General features: G+C 57.2%; 20 protein-coding genes and 1 tRNA gene. 9 read left to right on the top strand and 12 right to left on the bottom strand.

All coding sequences use genetic code 11. From position 1 onward, the window contains the following. Nucleotides 1–23 precede the first annotated feature (23 nt). The 3 genes from ORG26_RS10460 to ORG26_RS10450 are packed head-to-tail and all read left to right on the top strand — an operon-like array spanning nt 24 to nt 2,786. Nucleotides 24–1,238 carry a parallel beta-helix domain-containing protein gene (locus ORG26_RS10460; RefSeq protein ID WP_266368979.1) on the top strand — a complete coding sequence of 405 codons (1,215 nt, stop codon included), beginning with the start codon at nt 24–26 and terminating at the stop codon, nt 1,236–1,238. Further along, nucleotides 1,235–2,281, top strand: coding sequence for an SO2930 family diheme c-type cytochrome (locus ORG26_RS10455; protein ID WP_266368978.1), 1,047 nt, complete (start codon nt 1,235–1,237; stop codon nt 2,279–2,281). The genes ORG26_RS10460 and ORG26_RS10455 overlap by 4 nt, the downstream gene beginning before the upstream one ends. 40 nt (nt 2,282–2,321) lie before the next feature. Further along, on the top strand, nt 2,322–2,786 hold the full coding sequence (locus ORG26_RS10450; protein ID WP_266368977.1) for an RrF2 family transcriptional regulator: 465 nt from the start codon (nt 2,322–2,324) through the stop codon (nt 2,784–2,786). A 101-nt stretch (nt 2,787–2,887) separates the two neighbouring features. On the opposite strand, the gene ORG26_RS10445 is transcribed toward ORG26_RS10450, so the two are convergent. The 5 genes from ORG26_RS10445 to ORG26_RS10425 all read right to left on the bottom strand — a co-directional run bounded on the left by ORG26_RS10445 (nt 2,888) and on the right by ORG26_RS10425 (nt 8,819). Further along, nucleotides 2,888–4,357: a DUF4301 family protein gene (locus ORG26_RS10445; protein ID WP_266368976.1), complete on the bottom strand. Its 1,470-nt coding sequence runs from the start codon at nt 4,355–4,357 to the stop codon at nt 2,888–2,890. A 63-nt stretch (nt 4,358–4,420) separates the two neighbouring features. Continuing rightward, complete coding sequence (gene ybeY / locus ORG26_RS10440; protein WP_266368975.1) at nt 4,421–4,858, bottom strand: rRNA maturation RNase YbeY; 438 nt, start codon at nt 4,856–4,858, stop codon at nt 4,421–4,423. Between the two features lie 165 nt (nt 4,859–5,023). Then, nucleotides 5,024–7,294 carry an ATP-dependent helicase gene (locus ORG26_RS10435; RefSeq protein WP_266368974.1) on the bottom strand — a complete coding sequence of 757 codons (2,271 nt, stop codon included), beginning with the start codon at nt 7,292–7,294 and terminating at the stop codon, nt 5,024–5,026. Between the two features lie 156 nt (nt 7,295–7,450). Continuing rightward, the gene (locus tag ORG26_RS10430; RefSeq protein WP_266368972.1) at nt 7,451–7,729 is read right to left on the bottom strand and encodes a UBP-type zinc finger domain-containing protein; all 279 of its coding nucleotides are present in this window, start codon (nt 7,727–7,729) and stop codon (nt 7,451–7,453) included. Nucleotides 7,730–7,760: 31 nt separating this feature from the next. Beyond that, on the bottom strand, nt 7,761–8,819 hold the full coding sequence (locus tag ORG26_RS10425; protein ID WP_266368971.1) for a beta propeller repeat protein: 1,059 nt from the start codon (nt 8,817–8,819) through the stop codon (nt 7,761–7,763). A 161-nt stretch (nt 8,820–8,980) separates the two neighbouring features. On the opposite strand from ORG26_RS10425, the gene ORG26_RS10420 reads away from it, so the two are divergent. Next, the gene (locus ORG26_RS10420; protein ID WP_266368970.1) at nt 8,981–9,646 is read left to right on the top strand and encodes a hypothetical protein; all 666 of its coding nucleotides are present in this window, start codon (nt 8,981–8,983) and stop codon (nt 9,644–9,646) included. Here the strand turns inward: ORG26_RS10420 and ORG26_RS23635 are convergent. Further along, nucleotides 9,609–9,779, bottom strand: a complete 171-nt coding sequence (locus tag ORG26_RS23635; protein WP_407704828.1) for a pentapeptide repeat-containing protein — start codon at nt 9,777–9,779, stop codon at nt 9,609–9,611. The genes ORG26_RS10420 and ORG26_RS23635 overlap by 38 nt on opposite strands. A 326-nt stretch (nt 9,780–10,105) precedes the next feature. Between ORG26_RS23635 and ORG26_RS10415 the strand changes: the two genes are divergently transcribed. Next, nucleotides 10,106–11,545: a S41 family peptidase gene (locus tag ORG26_RS10415; RefSeq protein ID WP_266368969.1), complete on the top strand. Its 1,440-nt coding sequence runs from the start codon at nt 10,106–10,108 to the stop codon at nt 11,543–11,545. 171 nt (nt 11,546–11,716) lie between these two features. Here ORG26_RS10415 and ORG26_RS10410 read toward each other — a convergent pair whose 3' ends face one another. Continuing rightward, nucleotides 11,717–12,115: a gamma-glutamylcyclotransferase family protein gene (locus tag ORG26_RS10410; RefSeq protein WP_266368968.1), complete on the bottom strand. Its 399-nt coding sequence runs from the start codon at nt 12,113–12,115 to the stop codon at nt 11,717–11,719. Nucleotides 12,116–12,256: 141 nt separating this feature from the next. On the opposite strand from ORG26_RS10410, the gene ORG26_RS10405 reads away from it, so the two are divergent. Further along, nucleotides 12,257–13,717, top strand: a complete 1,461-nt coding sequence (locus ORG26_RS10405; RefSeq protein ID WP_266368967.1) for a TonB-dependent receptor — start codon at nt 12,257–12,259, stop codon at nt 13,715–13,717. 148 nt (nt 13,718–13,865) lie between these two features. Then, entirely contained in the window at nt 13,866–14,123 is a 258-nt protein-coding gene (locus ORG26_RS10400; protein ID WP_266368966.1) for a hypothetical protein, read from the top strand. A gap of 69 nt (nt 14,124–14,192) precedes the next feature. On the opposite strand, the gene ORG26_RS10395 is transcribed toward ORG26_RS10400, so the two are convergent. The 3 genes from ORG26_RS10395 to ORG26_RS10385 form a co-directional block, all read right to left on the bottom strand. Then, nucleotides 14,193–14,357, bottom strand: a complete 165-nt coding sequence (locus ORG26_RS10395) for a hypothetical protein (RefSeq protein ID WP_266368965.1) — start codon at nt 14,355–14,357, stop codon at nt 14,193–14,195. 148 nt (nt 14,358–14,505) lie between these two features. Then, nucleotides 14,506–16,398 carry an alpha-amylase family glycosyl hydrolase gene (locus tag ORG26_RS10390; protein WP_266368964.1) on the bottom strand — a complete coding sequence of 631 codons (1,893 nt, stop codon included), beginning with the start codon at nt 16,396–16,398 and terminating at the stop codon, nt 14,506–14,508. 88 nt (nt 16,399–16,486) lie between these two features. Continuing rightward, nucleotides 16,487–17,971, bottom strand: a complete 1,485-nt coding sequence (locus tag ORG26_RS10385; protein ID WP_266368963.1) for an MFS transporter — start codon at nt 17,969–17,971, stop codon at nt 16,487–16,489. A gap of 248 nt (nt 17,972–18,219) precedes the next feature. On the opposite strand from ORG26_RS10385, the gene ORG26_RS10380 reads away from it, so the two are divergent. After that, nucleotides 18,220–18,642 carry a response regulator gene (locus ORG26_RS10380; protein WP_266368962.1) on the top strand — a complete coding sequence of 141 codons (423 nt, stop codon included), beginning with the start codon at nt 18,220–18,222 and terminating at the stop codon, nt 18,640–18,642. 73 nt (nt 18,643–18,715) lie between these two features. Here ORG26_RS10380 and ORG26_RS10375 read toward each other — a convergent pair. Further along, nucleotides 18,716–18,788 (bottom strand) — tRNA-Gly (locus tag ORG26_RS10375). Between the two features lie 144 nt (nt 18,789–18,932). Between ORG26_RS10375 and ORG26_RS10370 the strand changes: the two genes are divergently transcribed. Beyond that, nucleotides 18,933–20,981: an OPT family oligopeptide transporter gene (locus tag ORG26_RS10370; RefSeq protein ID WP_266368961.1), complete on the top strand. Its 2,049-nt coding sequence runs from the start codon at nt 18,933–18,935 to the stop codon at nt 20,979–20,981. 39 nt (nt 20,982–21,020) lie between these two features. Here the strand turns inward: ORG26_RS10370 and ORG26_RS10365 are convergent, their stop codons facing one another. Next, nucleotides 21,021–21,518 carry a Rad52/Rad22 family DNA repair protein gene (locus tag ORG26_RS10365; RefSeq protein WP_266368960.1) on the bottom strand — a complete coding sequence of 166 codons (498 nt, stop codon included), beginning with the start codon at nt 21,516–21,518 and terminating at the stop codon, nt 21,021–21,023. Nucleotides 21,519–21,760 lie beyond the last annotated feature (242 nt).

Raw genomic sequence — 21,760 nt, 5'->3', positions numbered from 1 at the left:
CGGTTTGCCACCGGTCCAAAACCATGAAATCCATCTTTTTTACGCTCCTCTTCTGTTGTCTGCTGGCGACGGCCCACGCCCAGGGCGACGCCCAGAAACGGTTTCAGAAAGCCCTGATTATGGCCGAAGACGGCGAAGTGATTACCCTCGACGAGGGCACATTCCGGTTTACGGGCAGCCTGTCGATGGACGGGAAAAAGCGCGTGACCATCCGCGGAAAAGGGCAGCAGAAAACCATCCTGAACTTCAAAGGCCAGACCGAAGGGGCCGAGGGCATCCGCGTCGATAATTCGGAGAACATCACCATCGAGGACCTGACGATTCAGGATACCAAAGGCGACTGCATCAAGACCATGAACGTCAACGGCATCACCTTCCGCAACGTCACGGTCGAATGGACGGGCCTGCCGGGGCCGGACAACGGCTCCTACGGGCTGTATCCGGTCCAGTGTCAGAACGTCCTCATCGAAAACTGCACCGCCATGGGCGCTTCGGATGCCGGAATTTACGTCGGGCAGTCGAAGAACATCATCGTCCGGAAGTGCCGGGCGACGCACAACGTGGCGGGCATCGAGATTGAAAACTCACTGATGGCCGATGTGTATGACAACGACGCCTACGACAACACCGGCGGTATCCTCATTTTCGACCTGCCCGACCTGGTGCAGAAGCGGGGCGGAAACGTGCGGGTTTTCAATAACCGGATTACGAACAACAATTATCCGAACTTCGCGCCGAAGGGAAATATCGTCGCCAAAGTGCCCGCCGGGACGGGCGTAATGGTTCTGGCCACCAACCAGGTTGAAATTTTTGGCAATGAAATCCGGAAAAACAACAGCATCGGCACGAGTATTGTAAGCTATTATATGACCGAAAATCCTTTGAAGGATTCGGCCTATTACCCGTATCCCACAGCGATTTCCGTTCACGATAACCTCTACGAACGGGACCCGGTGCGGTTTGTGGGAAAAGGGCGAATCGGTCAGTTGTTCCGGCTGAAGCTGCGTTTTGGGAAGAGGGTGCCGGACATTGTGTACGACGGAATCGTGGATCCGAAGGTACGAAGCGCGAGCGGCCAGATCCGTCCGGACGCGCGCATCTGCATCCGCAACAACCGCAACGCTACGTTTGTGAATCTGGACGCCGGGAATAACTTCCGGAACCTGTCGCGGGACGTGGGCCCGTACGATTGTACGCATACGCCCCTGCAGGAAACGGTAGTCCGCCGCGAGCCATGAAACGACTGCTGTGGATGCTGGCGCTGGCGGTGCCCGGCCTGGGTGCGATGTCACTGGAAAGTAAAAAGCCCCAGCCGCCGCCTTTTGAAACATTATCGGCGTACGGTCTTTTTGCCGGGCGACTGGCGGACCAGAAGCCGGCGGAAGGCGTTCTGCCGTACGGGCTGAATACGCCGCTGTTCAGCGATTATGCCGAAAAGCTGCGTTTTGTCCGCATGCCGGAAGGCGAGACCGTGGCCTACAACCCGGACAGCGTGCTCGGATTCCCGGTCGGAACGGTGCTGGCGAAAACGTTTTATTACCCGAACGATGCCCGCGACCCGGCCAAAGGACGGCGGCTGCTGGAAACCCGCCTGCTGGTTCACGAATCGCAGGGCTGGAAGGCGTATCCGTACGTCTGGAACGACGAGCAGACCGACGCCGTGCTCGAAGTGGCCGGCGACCGGAAAGAAGTGGGCTGGACGGATGGAAGCGGCACGCGGCGCAAACTGATGTACACGGTTCCGAACATGAACCAATGCAAAGGCTGCCACGTTTCCGGTAATAAAATGGTGCCGATTGGCCCGTCGGCTCGTCAGTTGAACGGTATTTTTACTTACTCGGACGGGTCCGAAAACCAATTGAGCCGCTGGAGCCGCTTAAAATGGCTGCAAAAGTTGCCTGAGTTGGCAGAAGTGCCTAAATTGGCAATTTGGAATGATCCTGCGACGGGTACAGTAGCAGAAAGGGCGAGAGCATGGCTGGATATTAACTGTGCGCATTGCCACAGTCCGCAGGGGCCGGCCCGCACGTCGGGACTGGATTTGCGGATTCGGCAGAATGACCCTACGCTGCTGGGTATCAACAAGACACCGGTTGCCGCCGGACGCGGTTCGGGCGGACGGCAATTTGATATTGTGGCGGGGCATCCCGAAAAATCCATCCTGGTGTATCGGCTCGAATCGGTCGACCCGGGCATCCGGATGCCGGAATTATCCCGCCAATTAGTCCATGAGGAAAGTGTGGAACTGGTAAAGGAGTGGATTAAGAACCTGAAACCTTGAATCAGTCTTACCGTATATTTTTTTAAACACCGTAACGCGGATGATTTCCAAGAAAGCAAAGTACGCCATTAAAGCACTGAAGGTTCTGACCGAAGAGTTCGGGAAAGGCCCGGTTCTGATTTCTTATATTTCGGCGAAAGAAAATATTCCGAAGAAGTTTCTGGAGGCAATTCTGCTCGAATTGCGTAACCACGGTATTCTCCAGAGCCAGAAGGGCAAGGGCGGCGGCTACCTGCTGCGCGTAGACCCCGAGCGCGTCAACTTGGCGCAGGTGCTGCGGGTCATCGACGGCCCCATCGCCCCGACGCCCTGCGTGTCCAAGCATTTCTACGTCCGCTGCGACGACTGCACCGACGAGCTGACCTGCGCCATCCGCCCCATCATGGAACAGGTGCGCGACGCCAACCTCGCCGTCTACGAAAACACAACGCTGAAGACCTTTATCCCCAAAACCGAAGCCCCGGTGGAGAACACCGCCCCGACGGATTCGGCGGTAACGGTATAAAGTTTAAAGTTTATAGTTTAGGGTTTATAGTTGCTTCGCCATTTCTAAGCCTTGCGGAGCAGCTATAAACCCTAAACTATAAACTCTAAACTTTTAAACGACTACTGATGCTCCTTCCGCAGCAAATCGTTCACCGTCTTTACCGGGTTGAACGTGATCAGCGGGACTTCCACGAAGAGCGTGTTCCAGTCGGCCATGGCGCCGTTCCAGAGGCCAGGCAATTCCTGCGCTTTCAGTTCCTTTCCGTCTTTTGATTTGGCCGTGATAAAGCCCGTTTTGGGGTCGCGGTACGAGACGAGGTTGTACTTCTCCCCATTCCGATTCTTCATCGAACACACCAGATCCACCGGATTGAAGTGCGTAGCCGTGTCGAAAATCTGCTTCTGACCGGCATCGCCGAGGTCGATCTGCGCCGATTCCACGATTTGCAGGGACACCGAACCGTCGGCATTCTGCGCCCAGAACGGCCCGCCGCCGGGTTCGCCCACGTTCTGCACCATACCGCAGACGCGCACCGGCCGGTCGAGCTTGCGGCGGTAGTAGGTTATTTTGTCTTCTTGGGACAGGCTTTCGAAGCCGTTCGGCGGAAGGGTGCAGAGCGTTGTTTTCAGAAATTCGTCAATTTCCGTCAGATAACCTTCGCTCACGTCCGGGCTGTCGAGCAGCTGCTGGAACCGGAAAAGCTGCTGCTGCACGTCGAGCAGCACGGCCCCAATCACTTTTTTGTAGGTAACGGTCGGCTCCTTCAGCCGGTCGGGCACCACGTTGTCGATGTTTTTGATGAACACCACATCGGCGTCGATGTCGTTGAGGTTTTCGATCAGCGCCCCGTGGCCCGCCGGACGGAACAGCAGCGACCCGTCGCCGTTGCGGAACGGAGAATTGTCCGGATTGACCGAGATCGTATCGGTCGCCTTTTTCTGCTCCGAAAAGGTGATCTCGAAGCGGGCCCCGAGTTTTTCCTCATACGTCGGCAGCACCCGCTGAATCAGCTCCTCGAAGCGGTCGCGGTGTTCGGGCGAAACGGTGAAGTGAATCCGGACGAGCCCGTCGGAATTGGCATAGGCCGCTCCTTCCACCAGATGCTCTTCTACCGGCGTGCGCGGCCCGTCGGGGTACTGGTGAAACAGCAGAAGTCCCTTGGGCAGGTTGCCGTAATCCAGCCCTTCGTCGGTCAGGAGAATGGAGAGGACGGACTGCCGGTCCAGATTCTCGGGCTGGCCGAGGGCATCGTAGAAGGCAAAGTCTTTCAGCCGGGCGAAAAACTCATCCACCGACTTGTCGTTCTTGCCTTCCAGCGCCGCAAACAGGGACTTGAACATCCGCGTAGCGGCCCCCGAAGCGGGCACGAACTTGAGCAGCGAGAGGCTGTCGGCCTGCCGGTCGAAGCGGCTCACCAGCTCGCCGGCCTGGGATTCTTCCACCCGGATGATACCGTCGCCGACCGTAGCGGCCTTGATGACGTTCAGGAAGGGAAAACCGTTGACAAAATTTTGTATCTGTTCTTCAACAAGCGCGAGGGAAGCGCCCTGTGCCAGAATCTGGGACTCGTCTTGTTCCGTAAACTGCATACGCGATAAGAAGCGGATAGGATTGATTGTTGCGCGGCAAATACGGGATTTTGGGGCAGGGAATCAAGCCTTTTTTATCTGATAGGCCGACCAGGCTGCCAGCGCCTCTTCTTCCTTCCGGCGCATTTCGGTCGCTTCGGTCTCGGTCTTGTCGCCGTAGCCGCTCAGGTGCAGGAGGCCGTGGGCCAGCACGCGCCGCAGTTCCTGTTCTTCGGGCACGTTCAGGGTTTGGGCGTTGTCGCGCACCCGGTCCACGCTGATGAAAATGTCGCCTTCCAGCCGGTCCTCGTCCTCCGAGTTATCGAAGGTGATGATGTCCGTGTAATAGTCGTGGTCGAGGTGGTCGCGGTTGACCTGCAACAGGTAGTCGTCGGAGCAGAAAATGTAGTTGAGCTCCCCGATTTTGAAGCCTTCCTGCGCCGCCAGCTCTTTGAGCCAGGTACGGGTCTGGGGCTTTTCAGGGAGAGAAAATTTGATGTCTTCGGAAAAGAAACGGAGCATTTTTTAAGAAATTATGAAACGCAGGCGGTTATGACGGGGAAAAGAATGAATAATGAACCGCGGTGGACCGCAATGAAGGCTTCGCAGGGCCAGAACTTTCGCTTACCAAGCCTTCATCATTCATTACAGTCCGCTGCCGCGGTTCAGTGTTCATTCTTTCCGTGCTTATACAATTCTCAATTTCGCAAAGCTCAGCAGCAGCGTCTTTTCGCCGGCTTTGTCGAAGGCAATGACGGCTTTTCGTTCGGTGCCGTTGATGTCCAGCGCCTTGACGGTGCCGAAGCCGAATTTGGCGTGCTCGACCTTCATGCCGACGGCCAGGGCCGCGGTGTCGCTGGGCGCAAAATCCGCCGAGGGCGTGTGGGCCACGTTCATCTGGGGCTGCTGGCGGGCCGTTTTCTGGGCCAGGCTCCGGACAAAGGCCATCGAACCGCCCGAAGGCGTATCGCGTTCGGAGCGCCCGTTCGGCTCGGCTTCGGAGCGGGGGCGTTTGGCCATTTTCAGGTAGTCGGTGTTCACTTCGAGCAGGAACCGGCTGGGTTCGCAGGTTTTCAGGCGGCCGTAGTGGTAGCGCGATTCGGCATACGAAAGCGTCAGCTTTTTCTCGGCGCGGGTGATGGCCACGTAAAACAGCCGCCGCTCTTCTTCCAGATCGGCCCGGCTTTCGAGCATCATCTGCGAGGGAAACAAATCTTCTTCCAGCCCGACGATGAACACGTTCCGAAACTCCAGCCCCTTGGCGGCGTGGATGGTCATCAGGGTCACCTTATCGTTATCGTCGTCGTCCTCCTTCTCGTCGGCGGAGGTCAGCAGCGAAACGGCCTGGAGGAAGGCGCTGAGGCTCTTGTCGTCGTTGTCGGGGTTATCGACAAATTCCTTGATGGCGTTCAGCAATTCCTGGACGTTCTCGTACCGGGCCAGCCCCTCGACGGTTTTGTCGTCGTACAGTTCCTTCAGCAGCCCGGAGGTTTTGGCGATATGCGCGGCCACCTCGTAGGCGTCTTTTTTGTCCAGCAGCAGCCGGTAGCTTTTGATCAGATCGGCAAAGCCTTCAATCGCCACCGCCGCCCGGCCGGCCACGAACTTGTTGATGTCGGCCACAACTTCCCAGATCGGTTCGCTGTTTTCGGCCGCAATGACCGAAATTTTCGCCACCGTGGTGTCGCCGATGCCGCGTTTGGGCAGGTTGATGATGCGCTTGAACGCCTCTTCGTCGTTCTGGTTGACCGTAAAACGGAGGTACGCCAGCAGGTCCTTGATTTCCTTGCGCTGGTAGAACGACAGGCCGCCCACAATGCGGTACTTGATGCTCATCTTCCGCAGGGCTTCTTCAAAGGCCCGCGACTGGGCGTTGGTCCGGTACAGAATCACGAAATCGTTGTTACTCAGCCCTTCGTTGACCTTCTGGTCGAAAATGGCCGAGGCGACCAGACGGCCTTCCTCGTTGTCCGACGCCGCCTTGAGGACATCGATGAGCGTACCGTCCTCGTTGTCCGTGAAGACGTTCTTCTTCAGCTGGGCGCGGTTGCGGGCGATGATGGAGTTGGCCGCTTCCACGATGGTCTTCGTCGAGCGGTAATTCTGCTCCAGCTTGATCGTCCGGACGTCCGGAAAGTCCTTTTCGAAATTCAGAATGTTCTCGATGTTGGCCCCGCGGAAGGCGTAGATACTCTGCGCATCGTCGCCCACGACGCAGATATTCTGGTGGACCGCCGACAGCTTGCGGGTAATCAGGTACTGCGAAACGTTGGTATCCTGAAACTCGTCCACGAGCACGTACTGAAACTTGTGCTGGTACTTGTGCAGGATGTCGAGGTGGTCGCGGAACAGGACGTTGGTGTTGAACAGCAGGTCGTCGAAGTCCATCGCGTTGGCCCCGAAGCAGCGCCGTGCGTAGGCTTTGTAAATCCGCCCGACCTCCGGGATGCGCGCCGCCGCGTCGTCGGCCTGAATCAGCGGATTGCTGATGTAATCGTCCGGCCCGACGAGGCGGTTTTTGGCACCCGAAATGCGGTTGAAGACCACGTTGGCCTTGTACAGCTTGTCGTCGAGTCCGAATTCCTTGATGATGCTCCGCAGCAGCGACTTCGAATCGTCGGTATCGTAAATCGAAAAATTGCTCGTATAGCCGAGAGACTTCGCCTCGATGCGCAGAATTTTGGCAAACACCGAGTGGAACGTGCCCATCCAGATGTTGCGGGCTTCGTTGCCGATCACGCTCTCAATCCGGTGGCGCATCTCGCCCGCCGCCTTGTTGGTAAACGTCAGCGCCAGAATCCGGAACGGATCGACGCCCTGGTGAATCAGGTGGGCAATCCGGAACGTCAGCACGCGGGTCTTCCCCGAGCCGGCTCCGGCAATAATCATCAACGGCCCGTTGCCGTGCAGCACGGCCTCCCGCTGCGGGTCGTTCAGGGTGGAAATATAGTTGGTCATCAACAGCTCGTTAGCACACTCTCTTCTGAGAATAACAGTCAAAATTACGGAAAAAGTTGCCCCTTTGGGAGTTAAGAATTAAGAGTTATGAATTAAAAGCGGCCCGCCACGCAGTCAGCTTCGCTGCGTCAATTTTTAACTCATAACTCTTAATTCTTAACTCCCAAAGGGTGTGACTTGCTCGTCTATGAAGCACCAGAGCCATTGTTCGCCCGGTTCGGCGGAGGCGATGACCGGGTGGCCGGTCTCGTGGAAATGCCGGGTTGCGTGGCGGTTGGGCGAGGAATCGCAGCAGAGCGTGACGCCGCAGGTCTGGCAGGTGCGCAGGTGGACCCATTCACTGCCCGTTTTCAGGCACTCTTCGCATTGATAGGCTTTGGCCGGGCGGACTTCCGTGATGGCCGCCAGGTGTTCGCAGTTCTTGATCCGGATCATGGTGTGGGAAATTAGCAAACCAAGTTAGGCGTTATTGACGGAGAAAGCCAATCTTTCCCCCGGCGCCGACCGCCCAGCACTGCCCTCCAGTGCAGGAAATGGCGTGGTAGGCCGAGTCGTCGATTTTGGTCCAGGTTTTCCCCCAGTCGTCGGTGTAACAGCTTCCCGACGGGCCGACCAGCACGAGCCGCCGCCCGCGAATGTTGCCGATGCCTTCTTTCAGGCCCGGGGGGTTGGTAGGCGTGGCGGCCTCCCAGGTCCGGCCGCCATTGCGCGTGACGGCCACGTTCTGACTGCTGGCTTTCTCGGCCTTGTAATCGCCGCCGACGGCCATGCCCCGCCGACCCATCCGGTCGAACCAAAGGCCAAAAATACCCGCTGTCGGCCCGGCCGGAATGGGGGTGTTGCTGACTTTCCAGCGCCGCAGAATGTTGTTTTGTGTGTAAAACACCCGAGCGGTATCGGCCCCGCCGGAGGCAATGCGGGCGAAACGGGTGTGGGAATGTTGCGAATCCATGCCGTGAAAGATCAGACTGCTGCCGCTGGCGGCAAAGGCTGCTTCGCCGGGTTTGACAGGCGGCAGCCGGTCCGGGCGAATGGGCTTCCAGGTCTGCCCGCCGTTGGTGGTCCGCAGAACGACCCATTTGCCGTCGATGGGGTCGCTGAAAAGCATCCCCTCGCGGCGGTTGTAAAAATCCATCGAGTCGAAGAAGACACCTTTCTGCCGGGTTTCGTACATTAGGTTCCAGGTCTGGCCGCCGTCGGTGGTTTTGTAAATCCGGGCCTGGCCGCGTTCGGCGGGACCGGCGCTCATCAGGTAGGCCATATTGGCATTCACGGCGTAGACATCCCGGAAATCCAGCGAATCGGCGCCCGGTACCCGTCCGGCCTGCCAGGTCTGGCCGCCGTCGGTCGTGCGGACAAACGTACCCCGGGTGCCGCCGACCCAGACTACATTCCGGCTGGCGGCGCTGACGGCGCGGAAGCTGGCCGTGGTGCCGCTCTGCTGCGGCTGCCACTGGGCGAGGAGGGGGGCAGAAGAAAAGAGCAGAAAAAAGCTGAGACAGCCGAAGGCGCGAAACAGGTTCATGAAGCAAAAATGCGGGTTCAACCGGCAAAATACGCAGGCGATGCAAGATGCCCAAGGTTTCGGGAGCGGACGTGTCTACGTTTGTAAGGCGCTTCCGGACGGGCTGTGGCAGATCGGGCGGCAAGCAACACATTACTGACCACGAAAAACATCCATACGCCATGAAAAAGCTCTTTACCCTTACCCTGCTGCTGACGAGCCTCTGGGCCGCCGCACAAACCTCTGACAACACGGTTTCCGCCAAAATCGACGGCAAAGAATGGAAGGCCAAAGCCCAGCGGCTCAACCTGCCGTTTACGGGCGTCAAGTACCTGGCCATCGCCGGGATGGCGGTCAATCCGGATGTGGAAACCTGGATTCGGTTCATTTTTACCGACAAACTGACGCCGGGCACCTACCAGATCGTGAGCGAGGACGAAAAGTACTGGGAAAACAAGGCCAACTACAAAAACGGCGGGGTCGTCTGGGCGCTCGTTGATTATTCGGAAGAAACCAAAGGCCTCGGCCACGCCTTCCGCGACGGCGAATCCCTGAAAGGCACCATCACCATCACCAAAGTGACCGACACCAGCATCGAAGGCACGTTTGAAGCCACGCTGAAAGTCGTCACCTACAAAAAACGCGCGCTGGACACCGTAACGGGCTTCGGCCTCCGCCGGAACCTGGAAGAAAAAGCCATCACGGCCGCCGGCGGCGGGATGCTGACCAAATCCGGGCCGCACGACCACGAAAACACCCGCCGCACCGAAACCAAAGAAGAAATGGTCATCAGCAGCGGCGCGTTCAACGTCAACTGGAGCAGCGGCGCGACAGCGCAGAGGAAATGATGGAATGACTGAATTTTGAATGACTGAATTTTGAATGACTGAATTTTGAATGACTGAATTTTGAATGACTGAATTTTGAATGACTGAATGATTGAGTGACTGAATGACTGATTTGATTCGCTAATTCCAGCACTGCGAAGCTATTCAATCATTCAGTCATTCGATCATTCAGTCATTCAAAAAAGCTGAGCATTTCGGAGGCTTTCGGCCTGCTGGATTGCTCAGCTTTTTTTGTATTAAAATCTGGTTAATGTAGGGTGAGAAATGGATTTTTCCCGGTCAGAATTGCGTTTACTATCTACAGACGCTGATGCTGGTTGCAGTGCCCTGAGATTGGATTCCGTTCCGCCGTACACCGTTGAAGAGTGGTGCATTTATTGCTCTTTAAGAATCAACTGCTTAGACTATTTGCCTTTAATCAACGTTTTTACAACAGCCTGTAAAAATCAACAAACACCTATGCAAGTTTCCATGAATGTACGCCGGAACACCTGGGTATTGGCAGCCATCGCCGGTCTCTGGATGACTTCCTGCAAAAAGGACGAAACCATTGCTCCGACGCAGCCCGTTACCTCTACCGAGGACCAGACGGTCAACGACTGGGTTTTGTCGGAAATGAAAAAATATTATTATTGGAATGATAAGCTCCCGGCTAATCCCAATAAAGCCCTCAAACCCGCTGACTTTTTCAGCTCTCTGCTCTATAAATACGATGCCGTGGCCCGGCCCGACGGCGACCGTTTTTCCTGGATTCAGGAAAGCGCCGACGAACTGAAAGCCAGCCTGAGCGGAGAAGTGAAATCGACCGGCGTGGAGTTTACGCTCCTGCGGCGCGCCTCCGGCTCCGACGACGTGATTGCTCAGGTGCTGTACGTTCAGCCGGGCTCTCCGGGCGCGGCGGCGGGCGTCAAGCGCGGCGACATTATCTACAAAGTCAACGGGCAGAAACTGACCGTCAACAACTACCAGAACCTGCTTTTCTCGCCTACCGCGTTTACCTACGGACTGGCTAAGCTGGAAAACCGGACGCTGGTGGATACGGACGAAACGCGTTCGGTGACGGCTTCCACGATTCAGGAAAACCCGGTTTATCTGGATTCGATTTACGTCCGCAACGGCAAAACGATCGGTTATCTGGTCTACAACCAGTTTATTCCGGGTCCCAACGGCTCGTCTACGCCCGAGTATGATCGTCGCATCGACCAGATTTTCAGCAAGTTCAAGGCGCAGGGCGTCAACGAACTGATTCTTGATTTCCGGTACAATCCGGGCGGTTACGTTTCCTCTTCGGTCAATATTGCCAGCCTGGTCGGAAAGGGAGTCGATAATTCGAAGGTGTATTACCGGATGGAGTACAATAAAGACATTATGAAGGAAGTGCAGGCCGCCGGCCAGACAGGCGATTTGATTACGCGCTTCTCCAATAAGGCCAACAACATCGGCGGCAACCTCCAGCGCGTGTTTGTGCTGACAACCGGCCGCACCGCTTCTGCCAGTGAATTGATCATCAACGGTCTGAAGCCGTTCATGCCGGTCGTGACCATCGGAGGCACGACGACGGGTAAGAACGTGGGTTCGATCACGCTTACGGACGACAAGGGCAAGATCAAGTGGGGCATCCAGCCGATTGTCTTCAAATCGTTCAACAGCGAGGGTACGTCCGAGTACTCGGCCGGGTTCAAGCCCGCCTTTGAGGTGGCCGAAACGGTAGAGTCGCGCACGAAGCCGCTCGGCGACGTGAACGAAGCCCTGCTGAACGAGGCGCTGTTCCAGATCACGGGCAACCGCTCGGCCCGCCGCGCCGCCCGCAACGAAACGGTACTGCCGGAAGTTGGGTCGTCCATCGAACGCAAGGCGGGTGGCAGCAACATGTTCGAAGCCGCTCCGAAACTGAAATAAATAGTTTAAAGTTTAGGGTTTATCGTTTACAGTTAAAATCCGCAATGGTCTGTTCTTCAGTGCGTTATCTATAAGTCATAAACTCTAAACTATAAACAGCGAACTTCTTGATTACAAAAGAATTTAGTTGTTGGATTTGCGAAAAACCGCTCAGTTTGAGCGGTTTTTTCGTTAAAGGCTGTATTTTCCCGAAGGAATCAGCTGCCCGGCCGATACCGGACCCCGGTACAGATAGGTCCAGCAGACCAGCGCCCCGGACCCGGTCTGGACCGGAACAAGGACCCGGCTGTATTCGGGCGGCGTTTCGTCCAGTCCTTCGTAGCGGTCGAGTTCGGCCAGAACTATCTGACTTTCCGTCAGTTTAACGATGTCGCCGTAAACTTTTCCTTCGGATTGCGGTTCGTAATGCGCACCGGGATACCAGCCCAGGTTGTACAGACGGCCGGGAAACCAGCCCGGCCCGACCGGCGTACTGTGCTGGCGCAAAAAGGCCGCCATCGGGTGCGCAGAATCCCGGAGGAGCGTTCCGTAGACAAAAAGGTGGTCGTTTGACGTTGGATTAGTAAGCATTCTGTGATGTCCGTTCGGCGGAGTGTGTAAATTTACGGCATAAAGAGTTCACAGAGTTGTGTCGCCGAGCCAGGCAAGGCCCGCTCCACCTCGGTCCTGCCGCCTGACCCCGCGATACCGACCTTCTTTCCTGAGACAAGTATGTACGATAAAACGATAGGTACGAAACAGAAAGCGCTGCGGATCAACCTCGACCGGCGGATTTACGGCTCCTTTGCCGAAATCGGGGCGGGGCAGGAAACGGCGGCGATGTTTTTCAAAGCAGGCGGCGCTTCCGGCACGATTGCCAAAACGATGTCGGCCTACGATATGACCTTCAGCGACGCCATTTACGGGCCGGAAGAAAGCGGCCGTTACGTGGTGGAATCGCGCCTGAAAAAAATGCTGAGCAAGGAGTACAGCCTGCTCGAAAAGCGTCTGGACGAAAAACGGGGCGAAAACACGACGTTCTTTGCCTTCGCCAATACCGTGGTGGCGCTCAACTACCAGAAAACCAACGAAGGCCACGGCTGGATTGGCCTGCGCTTCCAGCTGACGCCGCGCAGCCCGTATAATGACGTGATTGTACACGTGAAGATGCTCGACAACGAAAACGTGCTCCAGCAGCAGGCGCTCGGCGTGATCGGCGTCAACCTGATTTACGGCTGCTTCTATTACGCCAAAACGCCCGAAACGCTGCTGCTGTCGCTGATGGACGACCTCTCCCCCGAACGGATCGAGATCGACATGGTCCGGTTCAGCGGCCCCGACTTTGCCGGGGTGGACAACCGGCTGATGAGCATGCACCTGGTGAAGAACGGCTTCACCAACGCGGCCCTGTTCGGACCGGACGGCGACGTGCTGCAGCCGTCGGAGGCGCTTTACAAAAAGAACATCCTGCTGCTGCGGGGACGGCTCCGGCCCGTTACGAACGTTCACCTGGACATGCTCGACAACGGCACGAAGCAGTTTCTGGAAGAGCCGGACGTGGAACCCGGCCGCGTGGTGACTATCGCCGAACTGACCCTGCACAACCTGGCCGCGCACGACCACCGCATCGACGAGAAGGACTTCCTCGACCGGGTCGATATTCTCTGCAAGCTGGGCCAGACGGTGATGATCTCCAATTTTCTGGAATATTTCAGGCTGGTGTCGTACCTCTCCCGCATGACCCGGATGAAGATCGGCCTGATTCTGGGCATTCCGAATCTGGAATACATCTTCGAGGAGGAACATTACAAAAGCCTGCCGGGCGGCATTCTGGAGTCCTTTGCGACGCTTTTCAGCCGGAAAGTGAAGCTCTTTGTCTATCCGACGCTGGGGCAGGAAGGCGGCATCTACCACTGCGGCACGTTCCAGGTACCGCCGCATCTCGAACCGCTGTATCAGTATCTGCTGGCCAACGACAAGATTGAGGACATCACGGATTACAACGAAGCGAACCTCCACATTTCCACCGACCGCGTACTGCAGATGGTCAAGGCGGGGGAAGAAGGCTGGGAAACAATGGTTCCCGAAGAAGTAGCCCGGCAAATCAAGGATAACTGCCTGTTTGGCTACCCCTGCGAAGTGCACTACACGCCCCTGTCCGAACAGGTTCGCCAGGCGGCACTGGGCAGTTGATGCTCCCTGATAAATCATAAAAAATCCCGGTTACGAGCGTAGCCGGGATTTTTTATGATTTTCCGGAAAGCGGCACCCGATCCGGCCCTATTTTTGTGTGTATCTTTCAAGGCCGCTTCATATGAAGGCGTGCCCACCGTAACAACTCATGATCGTACTTAGCGTTATTTTTATTGTTTTAGGCCTTTTGGCCTTTATCGGCATCCCGCTGCTAAGTCAGCAGAGCGCATCGGAGCGCCGGTCCGCGGAAGATGCCGCCCGCACCAGCCGGGAGCACCGGCTGCGCATGGAAGAACAAAGCCAGCCCGAGTGGCAGCAGGCGTTTCAGCAGGAGCTGGACCGCCGTCAGCAGGTTCGTCAGCCGGCCAGGGCCCGCCGGAACGCCGTGGAAGTGGTCAAAAGCTGAGTCGCGCCGCGTAGGCCGGGCCGCGCAGGCCGGGCCGCGTAAGCCGGATTTGCCTGACCGGACGGAACTTCACAGTGGTGCTGAACCTCGCAGCGGGGTCAGCACTTTTTTCATTTTCAGCAAAGCATCCGCCCGCTGGCGAAAGTAAGTATCCACAACAATGCCGGTCACAAAACCAGCCGTGAGGCCGAAAATCAATACCCACAGGAGCAGGGTGTAGATGAGATCATTCATGGTTTCGCAGGATTAAAGGGTAAAAACGCCTCTGGCAACAGTCCGGACCTCCGCCCAGCCCTGCTTAGTCGCCGGGAACCGGACGCAGGCAAACACCTTTTTCAAAAATCCCCCGAAGTTTTCTCCACCGCCGGACCCGAAACCGAAGCTAGTTCCGGGTTTCGCTCACCTCCAAAATACAAAATCCATATGGCTCGATGACGTGGTATTCGTGATCCAGCCCGACCGTAAGGGTGGTGCCTTGCCAGTGGTCCACCAGCCGCGCCGGTGTAAAGCCGTGCTCCTTGTAAGCGTACCAGGTCAGATAAGCCGCCTGATCGGAATAGTTGAAGACGCAGTAGAGCCGCTGCCCTTCCCACTCGCGCAGATAACCGGTAACGTGGCTGTTGTGCGGAGACAGCCAGACCTGGTTGCTCCGGTCGGTGACCACATCCAGTTTTTTGCGCAGCGCCAGCAGCTTCTGGGTGCCCGCAAAGACCCGGTTTTCAATCGTATCCGGCTGGTAGACCCGCTGGTTTTTCTCCCAGTCGATCACGGGCCGGTGCATCCAGCGGTTGTCGTAATTTTTTCCGGGATCGCCGAGGTAGCTGTAGTCGTTGGTGTAGCCCGCTTCATCGCCGTAGAACAGCATAGGCAGCCCCCCGGCAAAGATGCTCTGCGCCTGCATCAGCAGAATTTTACGGATTGCCAGCTCAATCTGCTGCCCGTTGCCTTGCGCCAGGGCCTTTTCCAGTCCGCAGAGAGAAGCCAGCGACCCGCTGATTCGGGCGTCGCCGGTTTTGTCGTTGACCGAAAACAGGGCCCCGCTGGCCGGACTGCCGGGAAACTGCCCCGAGTAATAGTTCATCAGAAACCGCCGGTGCGGATACGGCTCAAAACCGGCCTGACGGATCATGGCGTCGTCGTAACCTAGCCCGATATCGTCGTGGCAGCGGGTGTAGGTAATCCAGGAGGTACCCCGGGGCTTGCGCTGTAATTCCGGCTGGGCGGCCAGCATGACCTGCGTTTTGCCCGTGGCCAGCGCATCCCACTGGAGGGCCATCTGGGTCGCGTTGTAGGCAAAATCGCACTCGCGGGCAGCATACGGGCCTTCGCCAAAATATTTCATGATTTCGGCCGGGGCCACAATGGCTTCGCCGAGCAGGGCCATGCCAGGGGTGGCGACGGCCACGCACTGGCGGATCAGCCGCAGCAACTGGTGCGCTTCGGGCAGGTTCTGGCAGGAAGTGCCCACTTGTTTCCAGATGAAGGCCGGGGCATCGATGCGCAGCACGTCCACGCCCAGATTGGCGTAAAAAAAGATCGTGTCCAGCATTTCGACAAACACCCGCGGATTGGCGTAATTGAGGTCCCACTGGTAATTGTGAAAGACGGTCATCACCCATTTTCCGCATTCCGGCACGTACGAAAAGCTGCCCGGCGCACTTTCCGGAAAAATCTCCGGCATGCTGGCTTCAAACTGGTCCGGCAGGGTGCGGTCGGGGAAAAAATAGAAATAGTCCTGATAGACCGGGTCGCCCTGCCTGGCTTTTTCGGCCCAGGCGTGGCGGTGCGAGGTATGGTTCAGGACGATATCCAGCATCAGGTACATATCCTGCTCCTGCAAGGCTGACTGGACGCTTTTCAGGTCGTCGAGCGTACCGAACCGGGGGTCAACTTTCCGGAAATCCGAAACGGCATAGCCGCCGTCGCTTTCCCCGGCCGGACTTTCAAACAGGGGCATCAGGTGCAGCAGATTCACGCCCAGGTCCTGAAGGTAAGCCAGTCGGGCGGGCAGGGCGGGCAAATTTTCGCAGAAGCGGTCCACGTACAAGCTCATGCCGGCGAGCTGGTTGCTGGTAAACCACCGGTCCGATTCCTGCGCCGCCTTTTCCCCGTCCCGTCGGCGGAGGGCTTCGGGGCGGTTTTCAAAAGCCCGTTTTAGCGTGGCGTACAGGTCCGCCAGGCATTCGTCGCGCCGGGGATGCTGGCCGTAGAGCTGGTCGTAAAGGCGGGTAATTTCGGAGGAAAGGGCTTCGTAACGTGTCGTAAAGTCCGTCATAAGTCAGCGCAAAGTCGCAAAGATAACCCGGAAAAGGCACAAAATGCCGGGGCAAACCGGGTTCGCTCCTTTGCCGTTCGTGAAAAAATTAATGTCCGCCGCCGACCGGAACGGCCGTCAGTTCGGTTTGTTTTTCGGTTTTGATAAACAGGGTAAAAAAGGCCGCCAGCAGCAGCAGAATTCCCGCGAACAGAATCGCGTAACCCGCGTGGTTGTTCAGCAAATACTTGAGTACATACCCGAAGGTGATGGTTTGCAGAAACATCGGAATCACAATCATCATGTTGATCACGCCCATGTACACGCCGTAGCGCGCCTTCGGAATGTGGCTGACTACCATCAGATACGGAATACCCATCATGCTTGCCCAGCCGATGCCGAACCCGGTGATGGCCACAAACAGAAGCGGCGTCTGCCGGATAAACGGAAAGGCGATGAAGCCCACGGCCGCCAGCAGCAGGCAGGCAAAATGCACCCATTTGGCCCCAATCTTCCGGGCGAAACCGACCAGCGCGAAGGCCGACAGAAACGTCACGATGTTGTACCAGCCGTTGACCGACCCGGCCAGACTGACCGCTTTTTCGTAGAGATCCTTGTTGTCCGGCGTGGCGTTAAAGACCGAAAGCGCGATGCTTTTGGAGCTGTTCTGCCAGTAACAAAACAGCGCGTACCATTGAAACAGGTAGACCAGCGCCAGCTGCCACATCACCCGGGGCATTTCGGTGATGGCTTCGATGATTTCGATGTTCTGGGCAAACAGCAGCCGGGCGGTCCGGTTGGCTTCGATGCGCCGAATCAGTGCCGGGAACAGCCCGCGGACAAAAAGCGCCGGAATCAGCAGCAGGGCGATGGCGACATACGCGACGAGGGTGGTGACGATGGACAGAAAAAACTGCACCACCAGCGGCGGCATGCCTTCGTTTTTGCGGCGGATTTCCCCAATTTCCCCTTCCGTAGGCGGAATTTCGGACGTGGTTTTCATGCTCCACAACACGGAAGCAATGGAGCAGAATGCACCCAGAAAGAAAGAGGCAAACACCCAGTTGGGCAGCTTACCCGAATACCCGACGAACAGGGCCGGAAAAAGAGCGAGGGAGAAGTTGGCCAGCGTCTGCCCGAAGCCGGTAAAAAAGCTTTGCGCCTGAAAACCAACGGCCTGCTGCGAAGTATCGAGCTTGTCGGCGACAAAGGCGCGGTACGGTTCCATCGCGGTATTGTTGCCCGCGTCCAGAATCCAGAGCAGACCAGCGGCCATCCAGAGCGCCGAACTGAAGGGAAACAGCAGCAGCGCCAGACTGCACAGAATGGCGCCCACCAGAAAATAAGGCTTCCGACGGCCCAGGCCCGGCGTCCACGTTTTGTCGCTCAACGCCCCGATGATCGGCTGGATGATAAGCCCGGTGAGCGGCCCGGCCAGGTTGAGCAGCGGAATCTCGTCCGGGCTGGCGCCCAGAAAGTCGTAGATGGGGTTTACGGCGCTCTGCTGCAGGCCGAAGCTGTACTGGATGCCGAAAAACCCCACGTTCATGTTAATGATCTGCCAGAAGCTCAGGCGGGGTTTCGTCAAGGTCATAGGTGGTTTCATTCCGGAAATTTACCGAAAGTAGCGCCGGTTCCTTGTGGGCTTTGTGATTTTTGTGAAAAAATTGTGAAAAATCCCCGAAAACCCCACCGCGCCGTTGGGGAAGGATGTGCCTGTAAATCAGGACGCAGAAAAAATTTGCCAAAAAAAAGGGGCACTGGCCGCGTCCGGATTAAACATTAACGCAGTTTTAATATCTAACCCAGTAAATTTGTAGACCTGATATAGAATTTACTCAAGTGGACTTATTGAAACAGCCGTACAAAATTTTTCTGGTAGACGATGATGAGGATGATTGCTTTCTGACGAGCAAAGTCATGAGCAATCTGGCTCCCTGCGTAGACGTTGACTGCATTTATCGTGGAGACAAAATGTTGCAGCGGCTGGAAGTCTGCGATCCGGCGGACTATCCCCGCCTGATTCTGCTGGACCTGAACATGCCGATTCTGAGCGGTTTCGAGGTGCTGGTTCGGCTCAAGCAGCATCGTTTGTGGAGAGCAATTCCGGTGGTAATTTTCACCACCTCGTCGGACAAAAGGGACGAAGCCCGGTCGTACGAGCTGGGTGCCAACCTGTTCCTGACCAAGCCGTCCCAGCTAAAGGAAATGGAAGCGCTGTTTTACCGCTACAAGGATGCGATGAGGAGCCCGGTCCAGAATTAAAACGCAACCGATAGAGCCATTACCCAAAGCGCCGCCCGGGAGATTCCCGGGCGGCGCTTTACGTTTGTAACGGAGCGGAAGACGAGTCTCGAACTCGCGACCTGCAGCTTGGGAAGCTGCCGCTCTACCAACTGAGCTACTTCCGCTTGAAGGGTACGCAAATATTAAGGCTATTTCCCAAAATGTCAAATTTATGGGCCCGGATTACGTGGATTCTGCGATTAATTGTGATTTTTGGTCAACTGCATCCCAACCCAAATCCCTTAACCCGCGCAATCCGAGGTCAAGACATGGAAACAAAAACCGCTACCGAACACAAACCCTACATTCCCCCCGCCGAATCGCCCGCCGAATTCACCCTCAAAGCCGTCATCACCGGAGCCGTGTTCGGGGTGCTCTTCGGTGCCGCCACGGTCTACCTGTCCCTGAAGGCCGGACTGTCGGTGTCCGCCTCCATCCCCATCGCCGTCCTGGCGATTTCGCTCGGGCGGCGATTCCTGAACACGACCATCCTTGAAAACAACATCATCCAGACCACTGGCTCGGCAGGCGAGAGCATCGCGTCCGGCGTGGTCTTCACGCTGCCGGGTTTTCTGTTTCTGACCGAAGGCGTCGGGGCGGATTTCTTCAACTACTGGACCATCCTGACGCTGGCCATTCTCGGCGGCTTGCTCGGAACGCTGATGATGATTCCCCTGCGGCGGGCGCTCATCGTGGAAGAACACGGCAAACTGCCCTACCCGGAAGGCACCGCCTGCGGCTCGGTGCTGATCGCGGGCGAACGCGGCGGTGACTTCGCCAAAACGGCTTACCAGGGACTCGGGGCCGCGCTGCTCTACGCCTTGCTGCAAAAGGTGCTGCACGTCATCGCCGAAGTGCCGGTCTGGGCTACCCGACAAACCAACCGCTATTTTCCTTCGGCGCAGGTCGCCGGGGAGATTACGCCCGAATACCTGGGGGTGGGCTACATCGTCGGCTTCCGGATTTCGGCCGTACTCGTCGGGGGCGGCATTCTGGCCTGGCTGGGCCTGATCCCGCTGCTGGCGACGCTGGTGCCGGGCGATACCATTGCGGCGCAACTCGTCAAACTCGGCTACCTCACCAGCGTCACGACGGCCGGCGGGCCCGGCGGCTGGGACCCGGCCACGCATACCTTCAGCGACACGGCCGCCGCCATTTACCGGGCTTACATCCGGCAGATCGGGGCCGGAGCCGTGACGGCGGGCGGCTTTATGACGCTCATCAAGACCATCCCGACCATCGTTTCTTCGTTCCGGCAAAGCTTCGGCGGGTCAGGTGCGAGTCGGGCCACCACGACCGACAGCCGCCTGCGCACCGAGCAGGACCTTTCGATCAAACTGGTCATTTTCGGAAGCCTCGCGCTGGTGATTCTGATGCTCGTTTTACCACAAATACCCGGCGATTCCCTGCTGACCAAGCTGCTGATCGGCGTACTGGTGATCGTGTTCGGGTTTTTCTTCGTGACCGTGGCGAGCCGGATCGTCGGCCTGATCGGCTCCAGTTCGTCGCCGGTTTCGGGCATGACCATCGCAACCATCATGGGCACGTCCCTGGTCTTCATCGCCTTCGGACTGACCGGGCGGATTTACGAACCGGCCGTCCTCGTCGTCGGCGGCATGATCTGCATCGCGGCGGCGACGGCCGGAGCGACTTCGCAGGACCTCAAAACGGGTTATCTGGTCGGGGCAACGCCCAAATACCAGCAGATGGCCCTGTTCATCGGGGTTATTGTGTCATCGCTGGTGATCGGCGCGACCGTCAAACTGCTCGACACGCCGACGCCTGACCTGGTGGCGCAGGGCATCACTCACGCCATTGGCTCCGACAAATTTCCGGCGCCGCAGGGAACGCTCATGGCGACGCTCATCAAGGGCCTGCTGTCCTTCAACCTCGACTGGCAGTTTGTGCTCGTCGGGGCGTTTACGGCGTTTGTCTTCGAACTTTGCGGCGTGAGCGCGCTGGCGTTTGCCGTGGGGCTGTACCTGCCGCTGTCCACGACGCTGCCCATCTTTGCCGGAGGCTGCGTGAAGGCGCTGGTAGACTGGAACGCGAAGCGGAAGGGAGTTGTGGAAGAAGATGCGGACCTGGGTCGGGGCAACCTGTTCTCGACGGGTCTGGTGGCGGGCGGCGCGCTGGCGGGAGTTCTGGTCGCGCTGCTGTCGGTCAACGATTCGGTTTACAACACGCTCACGAGCCTGTCCGTTGAACCGGCGCTGGCCGGTGCTCTGGGCGAAGGGGGCTACATGCTGCTGGGAGCGGCGGCCTTTGTAGGGCTCGCGCTGCTGCTGTACCGGGTGGCGGTCAGAAGCCACGATTAGGGTAAATGAAAAACGGCTGAGATTGCTCAGCCGTTTTTCTTATCGGTAAGACGCCTTCAGCGTCACAATATCGCCTCCTTTGTAGGTCCCGTCGTTGATCTTGCGAACCAGGGCGTCGAGCTGCTGGTGCGCCCAGTCGGGAATGTACTTATCGGCCGTTTCGACAAAAACCCGGGGATAGGTGTATAGATCACGACCCAGTCCGAACTGCACGGCGCAGCGCTTCATGGCGTCGGAAATGCCGCCTTTGATGGGTTCGATATCCGTCCGGTTGGCGCCGTCGGTCTTGGTCACCGACGTGCCGTCGGGCAGGGTTGCCGTGATGCGGCAGAGGAAACCGTCCTGAATTTCGGTGATGTCGTTCTGCCAGCCATTCCAGCCAAACTGCCGGTCGAAGCGCTCCATCACACAGCGGTTGGTGATGTACGGGACAATGATCAGCTTGCCCGTTTTAGTCTGCTGCTGGACCCGCCATTCCATCTCATCTGGCTGGATCGGCTGAGTCAAAACGTCGAGAGCAAATGTCGTTTCGATCATGTTTTTAGGATAAATAGCGCCCGAAGGCCGTTCGTTAGTATATCGTTGTTTTGTCGACTAAAAATACAAAACCGGCACTATTTATCCTATTGTTTCACTAGATATATTTTTGTTTGATTAGCGACCGATCGGAGAATAGTCTGCTCTCATGACAGAAAAATCATTCCTTTCGATTTTCTATCTGATGCAACGTACATAACGGCTGAAACCGGCCGCCGCAAATCGGCCCTGCCGGAAGGGTT

Source organism: Tellurirhabdus rosea, assembly GCF_026278345.1.
Classification (GTDB): Bacteria; Bacteroidota; Bacteroidia; order Cytophagales; family Spirosomataceae; genus Tellurirhabdus; species Tellurirhabdus rosea.
Note: the sequence above shows the minus strand (reverse complement) of the source record. Positions and strands in the feature narration are given on the sequence as shown.